This window comes from Pseudomonas sp. BNK-44-b (genome assembly GCF_047456245.1).
GTDB lineage: Bacteria > Pseudomonadota > Gammaproteobacteria > Pseudomonadales > Pseudomonadaceae > Aquipseudomonas > Aquipseudomonas machongensis.
This window is the reverse complement of record NZ_CP179908.1, coordinates 1,134,925-1,150,161: the sequence shown is the minus strand read 5'-3', so window position 1 is coordinate 1,150,161 and position 15,237 is coordinate 1,134,925. Positions and strand designations below refer to the sequence as shown.

Sequence of the window (15,237 nt, the reverse complement as noted above, 5' to 3'; positions counted from 1 at the left end):
GGGGGTCTCCGTTGGCGGAGGGATTTTGCCATATGCCGGGGCTATATGCCGGAAATCGGGGCCCGCCTTGCGGGCCATTCGCGGGACAAGTCAGGACGCCGAACCGCCGCTCCCACAGGACAGCACCACGCGCCTCGAATGCGGCGCTGTCCTGTGGAAGCGGCGGTTCGGCGTCCCGACTCGTCCCGCGATGGGCCGAGCAGCGGCCCCAGGATCTGTGCAGCTACACAGGATGCAGGGGCTGCTACAGCAGATCGCAGTACCTGGCAGGAGCAGGTTTGTCGGCGTCGCCATCCCCTCTAACGATTGAACCGCTCCGCCAGGCTATGCAGGTACTCCGCCATCCGCTCCAGGTCCTGGCTGATCTCGGCGCCCTGCTTCGCCTGCCCAGCGCTTTCGTCGCACAGGTGGGCAATGCGCACGATCTGCTGGTTGATATCCTCCGCCACATGGCTCTGCTGCTCGGACGCAGTCGCCATCTGCTGGCTCATACCGGTAATGCGGCTCACCGCCTGGACGATGCCTGTCAGTGCCGACTGCACCGCCTCGACGCTGTGCACGCTGTCGCGGGAAATCTGCTCACCGCGGCTGGCGCTGCTCACCGCACGCTCGGCACCGGCCCGCAGCGAGGCGATGATCTGGTGGATTTCCTCGGTGGAGGTGCGGGTGCGCTGGGCCAGCGAACGCACCTCGTCGGCCACCACCGCAAAGCCCCTGCCCTGCTCCCCGGCACGCGCCGCTTCGATTGCGGCATTGAGCGCGAGCAGGTTGGTCTGCTCGGCGATCGAGGTGATCACATCCACCACACTGCCGATGGACTGGGTCTGCTCGGCCAGGGCATTGACCGCCTGGCCGATGTCGTTCACCGCCTCGCTCATGCTGCCCATGGCCCGCAGGCTCTGCTGGGCCAAGTCACTGCCCTGCTGCGCGAGCTGGTCGGCATCGCCGGCCGCATGGGCGGTGCTCTGCACGTTATGGGTCACCTGCTGGATGGTCGCCGCCATCTGCGCGATGGCGGTGGCCGACTGGTCGGTTTCGCTGCGCTGTCGGTCGAGCATCTGCGCCTGGGCATCAGACAGTTCCGCTGACTGTGCGGCCCGTGACTTGACCCCAACGCCAGCGTCCACCAGCCGCGTGAGCGCAGTCTGCAGACGTGCCTCTTCGCTGATGATCGCCAGGTCGAGCTGGCCGCGCAGACCGGGGTTGTCACTGTAGGTCAGGGCAACCAGCGGGCTGGTGAAGGCCTTGGGATGCTCGGCCAGGGTACGGCGGATGGCCTGGTTCTGCCGGTGCTCGATCAGGTACCAGGCACTGAACAGGCTGACCATCAGCAGGCCCAGCGCCGCATAGGGCGGTAGCCACAGGTAGCCTGCCGCCGCAATCAGCCCGGCACCCACCAGTGGCCAGCCAGTCCCCAGGCCATGCGCCAGCCGCGCCGCCCAGGGCACTGGCGAGCGTTCGGCCCGCAGGCGTGCGTACAACGCTTCGGCACGACGAATCTGTTCGCGGGTCGGCACCGAACGCACCGATTCGTAGCCACTGATGCGGCCGTTCTCGTAGACCGCCGTGACATAGGCGCTGACCCAGTAGAAGTCGCCGTTCTTGGCGCGGTTCTTCACCACCCCCATCCACGGCTTGCCCTGCTTGATGGTTTCCCACATATGGCCGAACACCGACGGCGGCATGTCGGGATGGCGCACCAGGTTGTGCGGCTGCCCCACCAACTCGTCGTAGGTGAATCCGCTGATCGCCACGAACGCATCGTTGCAGTAGGTGATCCGGCTGTTCAGGTCGGTGGTGGAAATCAACCGCTGCTCGCTGGAGAACGTTCTTTCATGCTCGGTTACCGGCAGATTCGTGCGCATCTCGGGCGGTCCTTGCTTGTGTAGACGAGGGGGAAATTTCATCAAAGCAAGTAAAGGTTTAGCAGAGCATTTTCACGTGAGGGATGAGCATTTGTAAGAAAAGTTCCCGACCTGACGGAATGTATTTTCGGCAGCGCCGATCAGCCCACATTCAATTGCGACTTGAGCAGGTCACGGAAGGTCTGGATCAACGGTTCGCGGCTGCGCCCACGCCGGATGATCAAAGAGAATGGTGCCTGATAGCCGAAGGTAGACGGCGATAACACTCGCAGATCACCTTTGTCAGCCCAGGCCTGGGCATAGTGCTCAGGCAGGTAACCGATGTAGGCACCGGACAGGATCAGGATCAACTGCGCCTCCATGCTTTCCACGGTCGCGGCGCTGTGCTTGAAGCCGTGACGGGCCAGCTCCGCCTGGCTCCAGTAACCGCGCCCGACCATGCGCTGCTGGGTGATGACCTGCGCCGGAATACGCCGCTCGCTGAACAGCGGGTGGCGGCTGCTGCAGTACAGCCAGTGCTGCTCGCGGTACAACGGCTGGTACACCAGGCCGCTCATGCGCGAAGAAAAGGCGCCGATGGCCAGGTCCAGGCGGTTGTCCTGCACACCCAGCTGCAGCTCGTAAGGGCTGGACACCGACAGGTGCAAGTGTACGGCCGGGTGCTCCTGGCTGTAGGCGCCGATCGCCTCGGCCAGGGGCAGCGCGCGATCGCCGACGGTGGAGTCGATCACCCCCAGGTTGAGGGTGCCGCGCAGCTCACCCTTGAGCGCCGCAGCGTATTGCTCGAAACCGTCGAGCTCGCCCAGCAGGCGCAAAGTCTCCTGGTGGAACAGCTCACCCTTGCTGGTCAGGCTGAAACCACCACGGCCGCGGTGGCACAGCACCAGGCCCAGGGCACTTTCCAGCTGGCTCATGTAGGTGCTGATGGCCGACGTGGAAAGGTTGAGGTCACGCTGGGCGTTGGCGAAACCTTGGTGACGCACCACGCTGACGAAGATGCGCAGCAGTTTCAGGTCGGGCAGCGATGAGGCCATGGCGCACAGGTTCCGCAGAGTGGAAATCCGTCAGAGTCTACCGCGCCTTCGTCGCGATAGTTCAGAAATTCCTGAAGTAAGTATTTGTCGGTAGCGATTCTTCCGGCGCACTACCTTGCGCAGACTTGGCCGAAATGTCCCTGGTCGCCGGCGCCTTCGCGCTTGCCGAGCGTGCCGCGACACAGGTTCGAACAAACAGAACAATCGACCGACTGATGAGGCCCACCGTGGACAAGATTCTCCACCAACCACTGGGCGGCAACGAAATGCCGCGTTTCGGCGGCATCGCCACCATGCTCCGCCTCCCCCACCTGCAAAGCGCCGAAGGCCTGGACGCCGCCTTCATCGGCGTGCCGCTGGACATCGGCACCTCGCTGCGCTCCGGTACCCGCTTCGGCCCGCGGCAGATCCGCGCCGAATCGGTGATGATCCGCCCGTACAACATGGCGACCGGCGCCGCCCCGTTCGACTCGCTGTCGGTCGCCGACATCGGTGACGTGGCGATCAACACCTTCAACCTGCTCGACGCCGTACGCATCATCGAAGAAGCCTACGACGAGATCCTCGAACACAACGTCATCCCCATGACCCTGGGTGGCGACCACACCATCACCCTGCCGATCCTGCGCGCCCTGCATAAGAAGCACGGCAAGATCGGCCTGGTGCACATCGACGCCCACGCCGACGTCAACGATCATATGTTCGGCGAGAAGATCGCCCACGGCACCACCTTCCGCCGCGCCGTCGAGGAAGGCCTGCTGGACTGCGACCGCGTGGTGCAGATCGGCCTGCGCGCCCAGGGCTATACCGCCGATGACTTCAACTGGAGCCGCCGCCAGGGCTTCCGTGTGGTGCAGGCCGAAGAGTGCTGGCACAAATCGCTGGAGCCGCTGATGGCCGAAGTGCGCGAGAAGGTCGGCGGTGGCCCGGTGTACCTGTCGTTCGATATCGACGGCATCGACCCGGCCTGGGCGCCAGGCACCGGCACCCCGGAAATCGGCGGCCTGACCACCATCCAGGCGATGGAAATCATCCGCGGTTGCCACGGCCTGGACCTGATCGGCTGCGACCTGGTCGAGGTCTCGCCACCGTACGACACCACCGGCAACACCTCGCTGCTGGGCGCCAACCTGTTGTTCGAAATGCTCTGCGTGCTTCCCGGCGTAGTGCGTCGCTGATCACCTGAAACACCTGCAATACCCAGGCAGGAGCCGTGGGACAGGGCCATAGAGGCCCGCCAACACTCGATGAGGAGCGCCGGACGCGGTGAGAGCGTCCGAGCGATCGATCTCGCATAATAAAGATAATCGGAGACACCCATGGCCTTGGACATCATTGTTGTACTGATCTACGCCGCTGGCATGCTCGGGCTTGGCTGGTACGGCATGCGGCGTGCGAAGACCCACGAAGACTACCTGGTCGCCGGACGCAATCTCGGCCCGACCCTCTACATGGGCACCATGGCCACCACCGTGCTCGGCGGTGCATCCACCGTCGGCACCGTGCGCCTGGGCTATGTCCACGGCATTTCCGGTTTCTGGCTGTGCGCGGCCCTGGGCCTGGGCATCATCGCCCTGAACCTGTTCCTCGCCAAACCGCTGCTGCGCCTGCGCATCTTCACCGTGACCCAGGTCCTGGAGCGCCGCTACAACCCGATGGCGCGCCAGGCCAGTGCAGTGATCATGCTGGCCTACGCGCTGATGATCGGCGTGGTCTCCACGCTGGCCATGGGCACCGTGCTGCAAGTGCTGCTCGATGTGCCGTTCTGGATGGCCTTGCTGTTCGGCGGTGGCGTGGTGGTGGTCTACTCGACCATCGGCGGCATGTGGTCGCTGACCCTCACCGACATCGTGCAGTTCGTCATCAAGACCGTGGGCCTGATGTTCATCCTCCTGCCGGTCTGCCTGTACAAGGCCGGTGGCTGGGATGCACTGGTGGCCAAGCTGCCGGCGGCGAGCTTCCAGCTCACCACCATCGGCTGGGACACCATCATCACCTACTTCCTGATCTACTTCTTCGGCATCCTGATCGGCCAGGACATCTGGCAGCGTGTGTTCACCGCACGTGACGAGAAAGTCTGCCAGCGCGCCGGCACCGCCGCAGGTGTGTACTGCGTGATCTACGGCCTGGCCTGCGCGCTGATCGGCATGGCCGCCCACGTGCTGATGCCAGACCTGGCCAACCCGAACAACGCCTTCGCCGAGATGATCAAGACCACCCTGCCCGACGGCATCCGTGGCCTGCTGATGGCGGCGGCACTGGCGGCGATGATGTCGACCGCAAGCGCCGGCCTGCTGGCGGCGTCCACCACCCTGACCGAAGACCTGCTGCCCAAGCTGCGTGGTGGCAAGCGCTCGAGCCTGGGCGTGAACCGCCTGTTCACCCTGCTCACTGGCGTGGCCGTGCTGGTGATCGCCCTGGCGGTGAACGATGTGATCAGTGCCCTGACCCTGGCCTACAACCTGCTGGTTGGTGGCATGCTGATCCCGCTGATCGGGGCGATCTTCTGGAAACGCGCCACCACCCCGGGCGCAATCGCCAGCATGTCGCTGGGCTTTGCCACCGCGCTGTTCTTCATGTTCACGGACGGCCTGGATGCCAACTCGCCGATCTACTACAGCCTGGCGGTAGGCCTGGTGAGCTTTGTCGTGGTCAGCCTGATGTCGCGTAAACCGACGGCGGCGGTGAACCTGGCCTGATCTCCAGGGCAGAAAATCTCCGGACCAGCCCGCCCCTACCCTGTGGAAGCAGCTGTCTTGTTCAAAATCTAAAGGTCAGCCCAATCCCTGTGGGAGCGGGCTGGTCCCGCGATCACCGGCGAAGCCGGTGCCATGCACTGCGAAAGCCACACCACAGATCCCCCTTGCAAAGACGCAAAAGGCCGCCGCATCCCCCAAGGATGCAGCGGCCTTTTTCCTGCGCTAATCAGCGCCGACGCGGCTGGCGCTTGCGCTGTTCTTCGTCGGTGGGGATCGGTACCGGTTGCAATGGCGGCGGTACCAGACCAAGGGCGACGGCAAGGTCGTGGAGCCAGTTGTACATGCGCTTGTTCATAGTGCCCCCTTCACGGGTCAGCCTTGCGGCAAATCAGTCCTGCGATGCTTCATACAGATCATAGTCCCATGTTCTGTATATCGCCTGCGTCTAATCTTACAGATATGGGCGATTTTGCCGCAGATCAAGCGGAAACGCCGTACTCCGACAGCCGGTTTACTGTTTCACCTTGTTGCAGGTCGATCCACGCCTGCAAATTCGCCCCGCACATGCCCTGGCGCCACATCAGCCAGGTCTCGGCATGATCGAACGGCGCCTGCAGCGGATGCGCGCTGACCCGCTCGCGGCCCGGCAGGCTGTCGAGCATCGACTGCGACATCATCGCCACCCCCGCCCCCGCGATCACGCACGCCAGCATGCCCTGGTACGATTCGATCTCCATCACCCGCCCCATTGGCGTGTGGTCGTGCGCATACCAGGCCTCCAGACGCATGCGGTAGGCACACCCCTGGCGGAACGTGAACACCGAACGCCCGGCCACATCACGCGCACTGTGCACCGGTGGATGCTCAGGGCTGGTGATCAGCACCAGCCGTTCCTCGCACAACGGCACGCCATCGAGCCCGGCCAGCCCCGGCGGGCCATCCACCAACGCGGCGTCCAGGCGGCGCTCGAGCAGGCCCTGCAACAACTCGCCACTGGGCGCGGCCTGCACCTGCAGGTTCACTGCCGGATAGGCCTGATGGTACCGCGCAAGCAACGCCGGAAGCTGGATGGCCGCCGTGCTGTACATGGTCCCGATGATGAAGTCCCCGGCTGGCTGACCGCCCTGCACCGCCGCCATGGCTTCATCGCGCAGTACCGAAAGCCTGTGCGCATAGTCCAGCAACACCTTGCCGGCCGGCGACAGCTGCAAGCGCTGACGCTCGCGCAGGAACAACTCCACGCCCAGCTGCTCCTCGAGCTGACGCAGGCGCGTCGACAGGTTCGACGGCACCCGGTGCAGGCGCTCGGCGGCGCGAGTCACTGAACCCTCCTCGGCGACGGCCTGGAAGATTCGCAATTGGCTGAAGTCCACGACATTCTCCAAAACAGAACAACTTGATCATCATTATTCAATTTTATTGAAAGTCAAGAACTCCTAACCTGCCATCCATCGCTTACCACTGCGCAGGAGTCTTACCATGTCGCCCCTACTGCAACTCATGGCCAGTGCCGTCGCACTGATGATGGCCATGGGCATCGGCCGCTTCGCCCTGACCCCGCAGATGCCCCGCCTGATTGCCGAGGGCCAGTTCGACCTGACAGCCGGCGGCCTGGTGGCCGCTGCCAACTATCTCGGCTATTTTCTGGGCGCCGTGGACGGCATGTTCGCCCGCCACCCGCACCAGGTGCGCCTGCGCCTGCATGCCGGGCTGTGGCTGTGCGTGCTGCTGACCCTGGCCTCCTGGGCTGCCAACGGATTCTGGAGCCACCTGCTGCTGCGCTTCGGCACCGGTGTGGCAAGCGCCTGGGCATTGGTGATGCTGACCAGCCTCAGCCAGCACGTGGCCAGCAGCCATGGTCGCGCGCGACTCGGCGCCTTGGTGTTCGCAGGCCCAGGCGTGGGAATCGCCGTCACCGGTTTCCTCGCGCTCGGTGCGCACCTGCTCAGCCTCGATTCGGCGGCGCTGTGGTTGGTGTACTCGGTGGCCGCGCTGGTGATGCTGCTGGCTGTGCTGCCGTGGCTGCCGCGCGCTCATCTGCTGAAGCCTGCGACCAACACCGCAGCGGTACAGGCTCCACACCAGCGCAGCATCGCCCGTCTGGCGGTGGTCTATGCGTTGTACGGCATCGGCTACATCCTCCCCGCCACCTTCCTCTCGCAGATGGCCAGCCAGCAATTCCAGGGGCAGTGGCTTGCCGACCTGTTCTGGCCCGGCTTCGGCCTTGCCGCAGCGCTTGGCGTGGTGATCGTCAGCCTGCGCGGCCCGGGTCGCACCAGCGTCTGGCTGACCGCCACACTCTGGCTGCAAGCCTTGGGCGTGCTGGCCTGCCTGCTGGGCGGCGGTATCGGACTGGGGCTCGGGGTACTGCTGTGCGGTGCGCCGTTCCTGGCCTGCATGCAGTTGGTGATGCAGCGTTCGCGAGAGCTCGCGCCCCACGCCACCCAGCGCAACGCCGGCCTGCTGACCGCCTGCTTCGCCCTCGGCCAACTCAGCGGCCCCTTGCTGGCCGCGCTGAGCAACCACTTCAGCGGCGGGCTGCAACCCGCACTGTTGCTGGCGGCTGCGGGGCTGGGGGTCGCCGGGTTGCTGGTGGCGACAAGCAGATCGGATCAACGCGCTGCCGAGCAACTGGCGACCACAGTGTAGGAGCAGCTGTCTCGCTCAACATCTAAAGGTCAGCCCAATCCCTGTGGGAACAACTGTCTTGCTCAAAATCTAAAGACCAGCCCAATCCCTGTGGGAGCGGGCTTGCCCGCGAACACGGGCGTAGCCCGTGCCAGGCAGCGCGATATCTTCTTCGCGGGCAAGCCCGCTCCTACAGGGTCGAGGCGGTTTCGTAGCCGGGCAGTGGCCTCAATGCACCGAGTTACGCCCAACCTCCAGGTCGTTCAGCAACGCCTTGGCCATCGCGCTCAGGTAGTGCAGTGCGGTGATGCTCACCGGGTCCACCTGTTCCTGCTCGCTCAATTCGCGGACACAGCCAAGGATCACCGACACTTCTTCAAGCACCCGCTCGAAAGGAATGCCAGGCTGTACGCGGTACATGTCCAGGAAAGTCGCCACACCGGCGGTGGTGTAGCCATCGGATAGATCAGTCATGTTCACGTTTCCTCACTGTGGTGCGGGGAACGTGCTTAAGGCGGGGTGGATCGGGGACGAGCTTTTTCATGGGGTCAAATCTCACGTCTGGTCAGAGATATCACCACCCCACTCTTTCTCACGGAATTAGGGTGGCAACCGTGCACGGAGTGAGAAACCGAGGACGTGAGAGCCCGGCCGGACCGAAGCCCGTCCGCACACGGCTGCCATAAAGAAGTGCCGCTGCCACGTCGTCGGGTTTCTCACGCCCGGTCGCCAAATGACGACCCGGCGAAGTTATCCCTGACGCATTTCCACGACAATTAAGACGCTTCCGCAAGCCGCGTAGGATAGATCCTAACGACTCAAAACCTGACACCGGCGCCCGAGAATTAGGAAAAATCAGACACGCCACAGCCCGCCTTACCCCACCGCCCGACGCAACTGCCGCCGCACCCAAGGCTCGGCACTCACCAGCACCACACCACCGAGCACCATCACCGCCCCCACCACGAAGTTCACGCTCAGCGGCTCATCCAGCAACAACACCCCGAACGTCACCCCGAACAACGGCGTGATGAACGAAAACACCGCCAGGTTCGACGCCAGGTACTGGCGCAGCAACCAGAACCAGGTCAGGTAACTGAAGAACGACACCACCAACCCCTGGAACAGCACGCTGCCCAGTGCCAACGGCGTGAACGACACCGCACCGATCTGCCCGCTGAACAACGCCATCAGCAGCAAGCCGACGAAGCCCACCATCAGCTGATAGAACAGCGTCAAGGTCGCCGGCGCCTCCGACAGCCGCGAAGCCCGCACCACCACCGTGGTCGCACCCCACATCAGCCCGGCCAGCACCGCCATGGCATCGCCGAGCAGCACCCGCCCATCGAGTTGATCCAGCGACAGCCCGCCCGCAAAGGCCAGGGCAATCCCGGCAAACGCCAGCGCAATCCCCAGCCACTGCAACAAACGCAGACGCTCGCTGGGCAATATGAAGTGCAGCCCCAGCGCGGTGAACACTGGGGCCGTATAGAGAAATACCGACATATGCGCCGCCGAGGTCAGCTTCAGCCCCTCGGCGATGAACAGGAACTCCAGCCCGAACAACGCCCCGGCCAGCAAACCCGCGCGCCAGGTGCTGCCCAACTGCGCCCAGCCGCCCCGCCAGCACATCAGCAGCCCGACCAGCACTGCAGCGATACCGGAGCGAAACGCCGCCTGCATCACCGGCGCGATATCCACGGCAGCCCATTTGATCATCACCTGCTGGGAGCCCCAGATCAGGCACAACCCCAGCATCACCTGCAGGGCAAAAGCGTCAGTGTTCTTGCGGGCCGCGCTCATGGGCGGGCCTCGTAGCGGGTCAGGGGCATGGGCAACGCTCGGCAGTCGGAAAATGGATCCATTGCCGATTATCGGTGCGCCCGCCCTGCCGATACCAGCCTAAATCGCACCTGGCGTGATCTGCGGCTTGCTTGAGACCTGATCGAAGGTGGACTCATCCAGCGCATCTGCCTGCTGATCCAGCTTCAAGCGTGGGCTGTCCGCTCCTGGAATCGCGCTGTCGATGAGGCTGAGCAGGCGCGAGCCGCGCTCGGTGAGCACGAAGTTTTCACCGTTGCCGCCATCCTCTTCAGGTCGGCTTTCGATGAAGCCGCGTTGGAACAGCAGCTTTTCGTATTCACAGGCGCGGGTTTTCAGCTGATCCAGATCGCCCACCGGCTGGCCTTTGGCGGCCATCGCCGCAGCATGCTGCTCGGCGTAGGGGCGTGGCGTGAAGCTTTGACCTGCGCCGTTCTGCACCTCGTGCAGCAAGCGTTCGATCAGGTCCCAGTCGTAGGTGCTCATGGCAGTGGCCTCTTGCTGTGGACGGTGGGTACACAGCATGGGACCGGAGGCGTTGGAGGTCCGTTCAAATCATTGACAGGACACGGCTGGAGTCGGCTGGGCCTGCGAACAGGCGCCTACGGGACTTCGGACTGACTGTTTTCATGTACGCGAGAAAAGCCTTCTCTGCAGTTCCCAAAACAGATCAACACGACTCATCTGAGCTGTGCTGAAATAGCCGACCGCTGCGCCAGACGCCGTAAAGCACGGCCCTAACCCTTGCGGGTTAAGCATGTACAAGCTTCAAACAAACCCGTCATGACCGTTGCCAGCGTGGCGCAATGCCCTCGCAGAACGGAATTTCGCTGAGCGACCCGCCGCCTGGAACCGCGGAGTCTCGCTCAAGGATCAAAATAAGGAATTGCAATGAATCTCTTTCTGGTGCTCTGGATCGTTATCCTGGCGATGACTGCTTATGCAGCCAAAAGCCGCGGCCGCTCAGTGCCAAGATGGATTGCGATCGGTTTTTTCTTTCCTGGCCTGGCATTGATCACCGTGCTGGTACTGCCACGACGAGCAAAAACTGGCGTTGACGGCCTGGTGCACGAAGATCTGCGCCCTTGCCCCTCCTGCGCACAGGACATAAAGGCCTCAGCCTCACGCTGCAAGCACTGCGCAGCGGAAGTAGAGCCCATAGCGTTGAGAGAGCGCAGTGGTTGGGTAGCACGTATTACTGCTGAAACCGACGAAGAATTTGAACGTCTCGCCAAGCAGATCGAACTGATGGACATTCCCGCGATTCTCGATGAACCCCCTCACCTGTTCGCCGGCCCGTTCGAAGAAAAAGCCCAGGCGCGCAATACACTGAATTACCTGAAGTCAGATCTTGGGATCGATGGGCTTGTGACGTGGCGATCGGTGTCGAGGGAGCAAGAAGCCTGAGCATTCGCGCCTCCACTGAAAGGTAAGTCCATTCGGGCTACGACATGAACTTTCAGCGCCCCTCAGACCTCAACCGGATAACCCCGCCATGAGGCCAAGCTCATGAACACTCTATGCCGCATCACCCTGCTCGCCACCCTGTCCTGCGCCCTGCCCGCCTGGGCCTGCACACCGGAAGAAGCCACGCAAAAGCGCGAGGAACTGGCCAAGCTGGTGACTCAACTGACCGAGCAGAACCCGCAGAAGGCCAAGGAGATCAACGACGAACTCCAGAGCATGGAGCTGGGGACGGCAAGCAAGGACTTGCCGGACAAATGCCAACTGATCGACAAGCGGGTGAAGGAGTTGAAAGAGGCGGAGCAAAAGGCGGGCTGAATCAAGCAGCCTGACAGCCTTTGTGGGAGCGGGGTTCGGCGCCCCGACTTGTCCCACGCTCGGACGCGAAGCGGCCGCAAACCAGGCAGCCGGGATGTTTCTGGAACACCACGGTGACTGGGTTGCGGCCGCTTCGCGCCCGATCGCGGCACAAGGCCGCTCCCACAGGGGTGGGGGGGGGTTATTCTGCCTTCGGCGTACGCTTCTTCAGCGGTGCCAGGCCATCGGAGCTGGCCAGCGGCGCGTTCGGGCGCGGCTTGGCGGTTGGTTTGCGCTTGGCGGCGGTCTTCTTCTCGCCGGTCTTCTTGTCGACCTTTTTCTTCTTCGCGCCCACTGCCTTGCCCGAAGCCTTGACCTTCTTCGGCCCGCTGTAGGTGCCCTTGACCTCCTTGATGACGCGGCGCTCGAACTGCTGCTTGAGGTAGCGCTCGATGCTCGACATCAGGTTCCAGTCGTTGTGGGTGATCAGCGAGATCGCCAAACCTTCGCCACCGGCACGGCCGGTACGGCCCACGCGGTGCACGTACTCGTCACCACTGCGCGGCATGTCGAAGTTGATCACCAGGTCCAGGCCGTCGATGTCCAGGCCACGGGCCGCCACGTCGGTGGCCACCAGCACCTTGGAGCTGCCCTGCTTGAAGCGCTCGATGGCCAGCTTGCGGTCCTTCTGGTCCTTCTCGCCGTGCAGGACGAAAGCCTTCACATCCTTGGCCACCAGGTGACCATAAATGCGGTCGGCCAGGGCGCGGGTGTTGGTGAAGATGATCGCCTTGTCGAAGGTCTCGTTGGCCAGCAGCCACTGCACGATCGCTTCCTTGTGCTGGTCGTGGTCGGCAGTGATGATCTGCTGACGGGTGCCTTCGGCGAGTTGCGAGACGCTGTTGAGCATCAGGTGCTCAGGATCCTTCAATACCTTGCCGATGATGTCGCGCAGCGCCGCACCGCCGGTGGTGGCGGAGAACAGCAGGGTCTGCTCGCGGTTCTCGCACTCCTTGCACAGGCGCTCCATGTCTTCGGCAAAGCCCATGTCGAGCATGCGGTCGGCTTCGTCGAGGATCATCACCTGCACGTGGGAGAGGTCGAGGTTGCCGGCATTGAGCTGTTCGAGCAGGCGACCTGGCGTGCCGATCAGCACGTCCGGCACCTTGCGCAGCATCGCCGCCTGTTCCTTGAAGTCTTCACCGCCGGTGACCAGGCCGGACTTGATGTAGGTGAACTGCGAGAACAGTTGCACCTGCTTGAGGGTCTGCTGCGCCAGCTCGCGGGTCGGCAGCAGGATCAGCGCACGGATCTCGACCCGTGGCCCGCTCAGGTCGACCAGGCGGTTGAGCAGCGGCAGCACGAAGGCGGCGGTCTTGCCGCTGCCGGTCTGCGCCGTGACCCGCAGGTCACGCCCTTGCAGGGCCAGGGGAATGGCCGCCGCCTGCACCGGGGTCGGCTCGACAAATTTCAGCTCGGCCACGGCTTTGAGCAGGCGTTCGTGCAGGGCGAATTGGGAAAACACGGGTGTACCTCAGACAGATGCGGACAATTCGGTTGCATAGGGTAACGTTTTCCGCAGCTGTAGCCGAATTTCTTTTGGCAACATTCGCGGTTTCCGCGCTCTAATGGCGCTCCGTTCGACCCACTGAATGCATTGATTACATGGATATCCAACGAATCTGGCACGACACCCTGGACCTCTGGGGCACCCTCGACCAACACCCAATGCTGCACGCCTCCCTCGGCGTGCTGGTCCTGCTGCTGGTCTCGCTGCTGGTCGGCCGCCTGGCGCGCTTCCTGCTGCTGCACAGCACCCGCCTGCTGGCCCGCCAGCCGCCGCTGCGCTGGCTCGACGACCTGCGCCACAACAAGGTCTTCCACCGCCTGGCGCAGACCACGCCGTCACTGATTCTGCAGTTCGGCCTGAAACTGGTGCCGGAGCTCTCGGCCACCGCCCAGCATTTTCTCGGCAACCTGGCCCTGGCCGTCACCCTGCTGTTCCTCACCCGCGCCCTGTCGTGCCTGCTCGACGGCCTGCTGGACATCTACGCCCGTACCGAACACGCCCGTACCCGCTCGATCAAGGGCTATGTGCAACTGGCGAAGATGGTGCTGTGGGTGTTCAGCGCCATCGTCATCGTCGCCACCCTGATCGACCGCTCGCCGCTGTTGCTGCTGTCGGGCCTGGGTGCGATGTCGGCGGTGCTGTTGTTGGTGTACAAGGACACCCTGCTGTCGTTCGTTGCCAGCGTACAGCTCACCAGCAACGACATGCTCCACGTCGGCGACTGGATCGAAATGCCCCAGGTCGGCGCCGACGGTGATGTGATCGACATCACCCTGCACACGGTCAAGGTGCAGAACTTCGACAAGACCATCGTCTCCATCCCCACCTGGCGCCTGATGAGCGAGTCGTTCCGCAACTACCGCGGCATGCAGCAGTCCGGCGGCCGTCGCATCAAGCGCAGCCTGTTCATCGACGCCACCGGCGTGCGCTTTCTCACCCTCGAAGAAGAACAGCGCCTGGGCGGCGTACGCCTGCTCGGCGACTACCTGGCCACCAAGCGCAAGGAGCTGCACGACTGGAACGAAGCCCAGGGCCTGGTCGCCGAACTCTCGGCCAACCGCCGCAAGCTGACCAACATCGGCACCTTCCGCGCCTTCGCCCTGGCCTACCTGAAAAACCACCCCGACGTGCATCCGAACATGACCTGCATGGTCCGCCAGATGCAGACCAGCGCCGAGGGTGTGCCGCTGGAGATCTACTGCTTCACCCGCACCACGGTGTGGGCCGAGTACGAACGGATCCAGGGGGATATCTTCGATTATTTGCTGGCGGTGTTGCCGGAGTTCGGCTTGAGTCTGTATCAGCAGCCTAGCGGCAGTGATATGCGCTCGGGGCTGGCGGCGCGGGTTGAGCGGATGAGCGAGGTCTGAAAGCCTCTGTGGCGAACATTGTGGGACCAACTGCCTTGTTCAAAATCTAAAGACCAGCCCAATCCCTGTGGGGGCGGCGGTTCGGCGTCCCGACTTGTCCCGCGAAAGAGCCGCAACGCGGCCCCCTGCAATCAAAAGCCAAGCATCACTAGCCAGGCTGCCCCACCAATTCAATCACCCTTCCACACTCCTCCGCCGTCAACCGACTGATGATGCGGATCGCCTGATGAATCCCCGCTGCACCTCGAACACTCAATTGCGGATTGTGCTCGCACTCCAGCAACTCATCCTGCTGAGCCAGGGCCTCGCCCAGTAGCTCCAGGGTCCACGCGTAAGATTGGATTGTGGAAAGCCGTTCATGGTCAGTCATGAGGCACCTGCTTCGCTTCGCGCGTGAACGGGCTGTGAGGGAGGTAGAAACGATGGGCTCGCGATACCGGAAGCGGTAAGCAGTGGCGGCGCGCGAATGCGAGGATCCTCGACGGATGT

The 15,237-nt window shown here is 63.4% G+C and carries 15 protein-coding genes; 6 read left to right on the top strand and 9 right to left on the bottom strand.

Annotated features, from left to right (window positions below; all coding sequences use genetic code 11):
- Nucleotides 1–299 precede the first annotated feature (299 nt).
- Nucleotides 300–1,865, bottom strand: coding sequence for a methyl-accepting chemotaxis protein (locus ACMGGG_RS05525; protein ID WP_063543770.1), 1,566 nt, complete (start codon nucleotides 1,863–1,865; stop codon nucleotides 300–302).
- Nucleotides 1,866–2,005: 140 nt separating this feature from the next.
- Nucleotides 2,006–2,899 (bottom strand): LysR family transcriptional regulator, encoded by an 894-nt coding sequence (locus ACMGGG_RS05520; RefSeq protein WP_112897730.1) that lies wholly within the window; start codon nucleotides 2,897–2,899, stop codon nucleotides 2,006–2,008.
- Between the two features lie 227 nt (nucleotides 2,900–3,126).
- Between ACMGGG_RS05520 and speB the strand changes: the two genes are divergently transcribed.
- Together speB and ACMGGG_RS05510 are read left to right on the top strand one after the other, a co-directional pair.
- Nucleotides 3,127–4,077 (top strand): agmatinase, encoded by a 951-nt coding sequence (gene speB, locus ACMGGG_RS05515; protein WP_063543768.1) that lies wholly within the window; start codon nucleotides 3,127–3,129, stop codon nucleotides 4,075–4,077.
- Between the two features lie 141 nt (nucleotides 4,078–4,218).
- The gene (locus tag ACMGGG_RS05510) at nucleotides 4,219–5,598 is read left to right on the top strand and encodes a sodium:solute symporter (RefSeq protein ID WP_414155024.1); all 1,380 of its coding nucleotides are present in this window, start codon (nucleotides 4,219–4,221) and stop codon (nucleotides 5,596–5,598) included.
- A 226-nt stretch (nucleotides 5,599–5,824) separates the two neighbouring features.
- On the opposite strand, the gene ACMGGG_RS05505 is transcribed toward ACMGGG_RS05510, so the two are convergent.
- Nucleotides 5,825–5,953 (bottom strand): PA1414 family protein, encoded by a 129-nt coding sequence (locus ACMGGG_RS05505; RefSeq protein ID WP_256093825.1) that lies wholly within the window; start codon nucleotides 5,951–5,953, stop codon nucleotides 5,825–5,827.
- A 124-nt stretch (nucleotides 5,954–6,077) separates the two neighbouring features.
- A complete protein-coding gene (gene ptrR / locus ACMGGG_RS05500; protein WP_054893277.1) occupies nucleotides 6,078–6,971 on the bottom strand; it encodes a putrescine utilization regulator PtrR in 894 nt (297 codons plus the stop codon).
- A gap of 106 nt (nucleotides 6,972–7,077) precedes the next feature.
- Here ptrR and ACMGGG_RS05495 point away from each other — a divergent pair, with 106 nt between their 5' ends.
- Complete coding sequence (locus ACMGGG_RS05495) at nucleotides 7,078–8,247, top strand: YbfB/YjiJ family MFS transporter (RefSeq protein ID WP_063543762.1); 1,170 nt, start codon at nucleotides 7,078–7,080, stop codon at nucleotides 8,245–8,247.
- Between the two features lie 207 nt (nucleotides 8,248–8,454).
- Here the strand turns inward: ACMGGG_RS05495 and ACMGGG_RS05490 are convergent, their stop codons facing one another.
- The 3 genes from ACMGGG_RS05490 to ACMGGG_RS05480 form a co-directional block, all read right to left on the bottom strand.
- Nucleotides 8,455–8,700, bottom strand: coding sequence for a DUF3077 domain-containing protein (locus ACMGGG_RS05490; protein WP_063543760.1), 246 nt, complete (start codon nucleotides 8,698–8,700; stop codon nucleotides 8,455–8,457).
- A gap of 402 nt (nucleotides 8,701–9,102) precedes the next feature.
- On the bottom strand, nucleotides 9,103–10,029 hold the full coding sequence (locus ACMGGG_RS05485; protein ID WP_414155023.1) for a DMT family transporter: 927 nt from the start codon (nucleotides 10,027–10,029) through the stop codon (nucleotides 9,103–9,105).
- 99 nt (nucleotides 10,030–10,128) lie between these two features.
- Nucleotides 10,129–10,533 carry a hypothetical protein gene (locus ACMGGG_RS05480; protein ID WP_054893282.1) on the bottom strand — a complete coding sequence of 135 codons (405 nt, stop codon included), beginning with the start codon at nucleotides 10,531–10,533 and terminating at the stop codon, nucleotides 10,129–10,131.
- Between the two features lie 405 nt (nucleotides 10,534–10,938).
- Here ACMGGG_RS05480 and ACMGGG_RS05475 point away from each other — a divergent pair, with 405 nt between their 5' ends.
- Both ACMGGG_RS05475 and ACMGGG_RS05470 read left to right on the top strand, forming a co-directional pair.
- Nucleotides 10,939–11,454: an SPOR domain-containing protein gene (locus tag ACMGGG_RS05475; RefSeq protein WP_414155022.1), complete on the top strand. Its 516-nt coding sequence runs from the start codon at nucleotides 10,939–10,941 to the stop codon at nucleotides 11,452–11,454.
- 102 nt (nucleotides 11,455–11,556) lie between these two features.
- Nucleotides 11,557–11,829, top strand: coding sequence for a hypothetical protein (locus tag ACMGGG_RS05470; RefSeq protein WP_414155021.1), 273 nt, complete (start codon nucleotides 11,557–11,559; stop codon nucleotides 11,827–11,829).
- 181 nt (nucleotides 11,830–12,010) lie between these two features.
- Here the strand turns inward: ACMGGG_RS05470 and ACMGGG_RS05465 are convergent, their stop codons facing one another.
- Nucleotides 12,011–13,333, bottom strand: coding sequence for a DEAD/DEAH box helicase (locus ACMGGG_RS05465; RefSeq protein WP_065861475.1), 1,323 nt, complete (start codon nucleotides 13,331–13,333; stop codon nucleotides 12,011–12,013).
- A 140-nt stretch (nucleotides 13,334–13,473) separates the two neighbouring features.
- Between ACMGGG_RS05465 and ACMGGG_RS05460 the strand changes: the two genes are divergently transcribed.
- Nucleotides 13,474–14,748 (top strand): mechanosensitive ion channel family protein, encoded by a 1,275-nt coding sequence (locus tag ACMGGG_RS05460; protein WP_414155020.1) that lies wholly within the window; start codon nucleotides 13,474–13,476, stop codon nucleotides 14,746–14,748.
- A 148-nt stretch (nucleotides 14,749–14,896) separates the two neighbouring features.
- On the opposite strand, the gene ACMGGG_RS05455 is transcribed toward ACMGGG_RS05460, so the two are convergent.
- Nucleotides 14,897–15,118: a hypothetical protein gene (locus tag ACMGGG_RS05455; protein ID WP_414155019.1), complete on the bottom strand. Its 222-nt coding sequence runs from the start codon at nucleotides 15,116–15,118 to the stop codon at nucleotides 14,897–14,899.
- Nucleotides 15,119–15,237 lie beyond the last annotated feature (119 nt).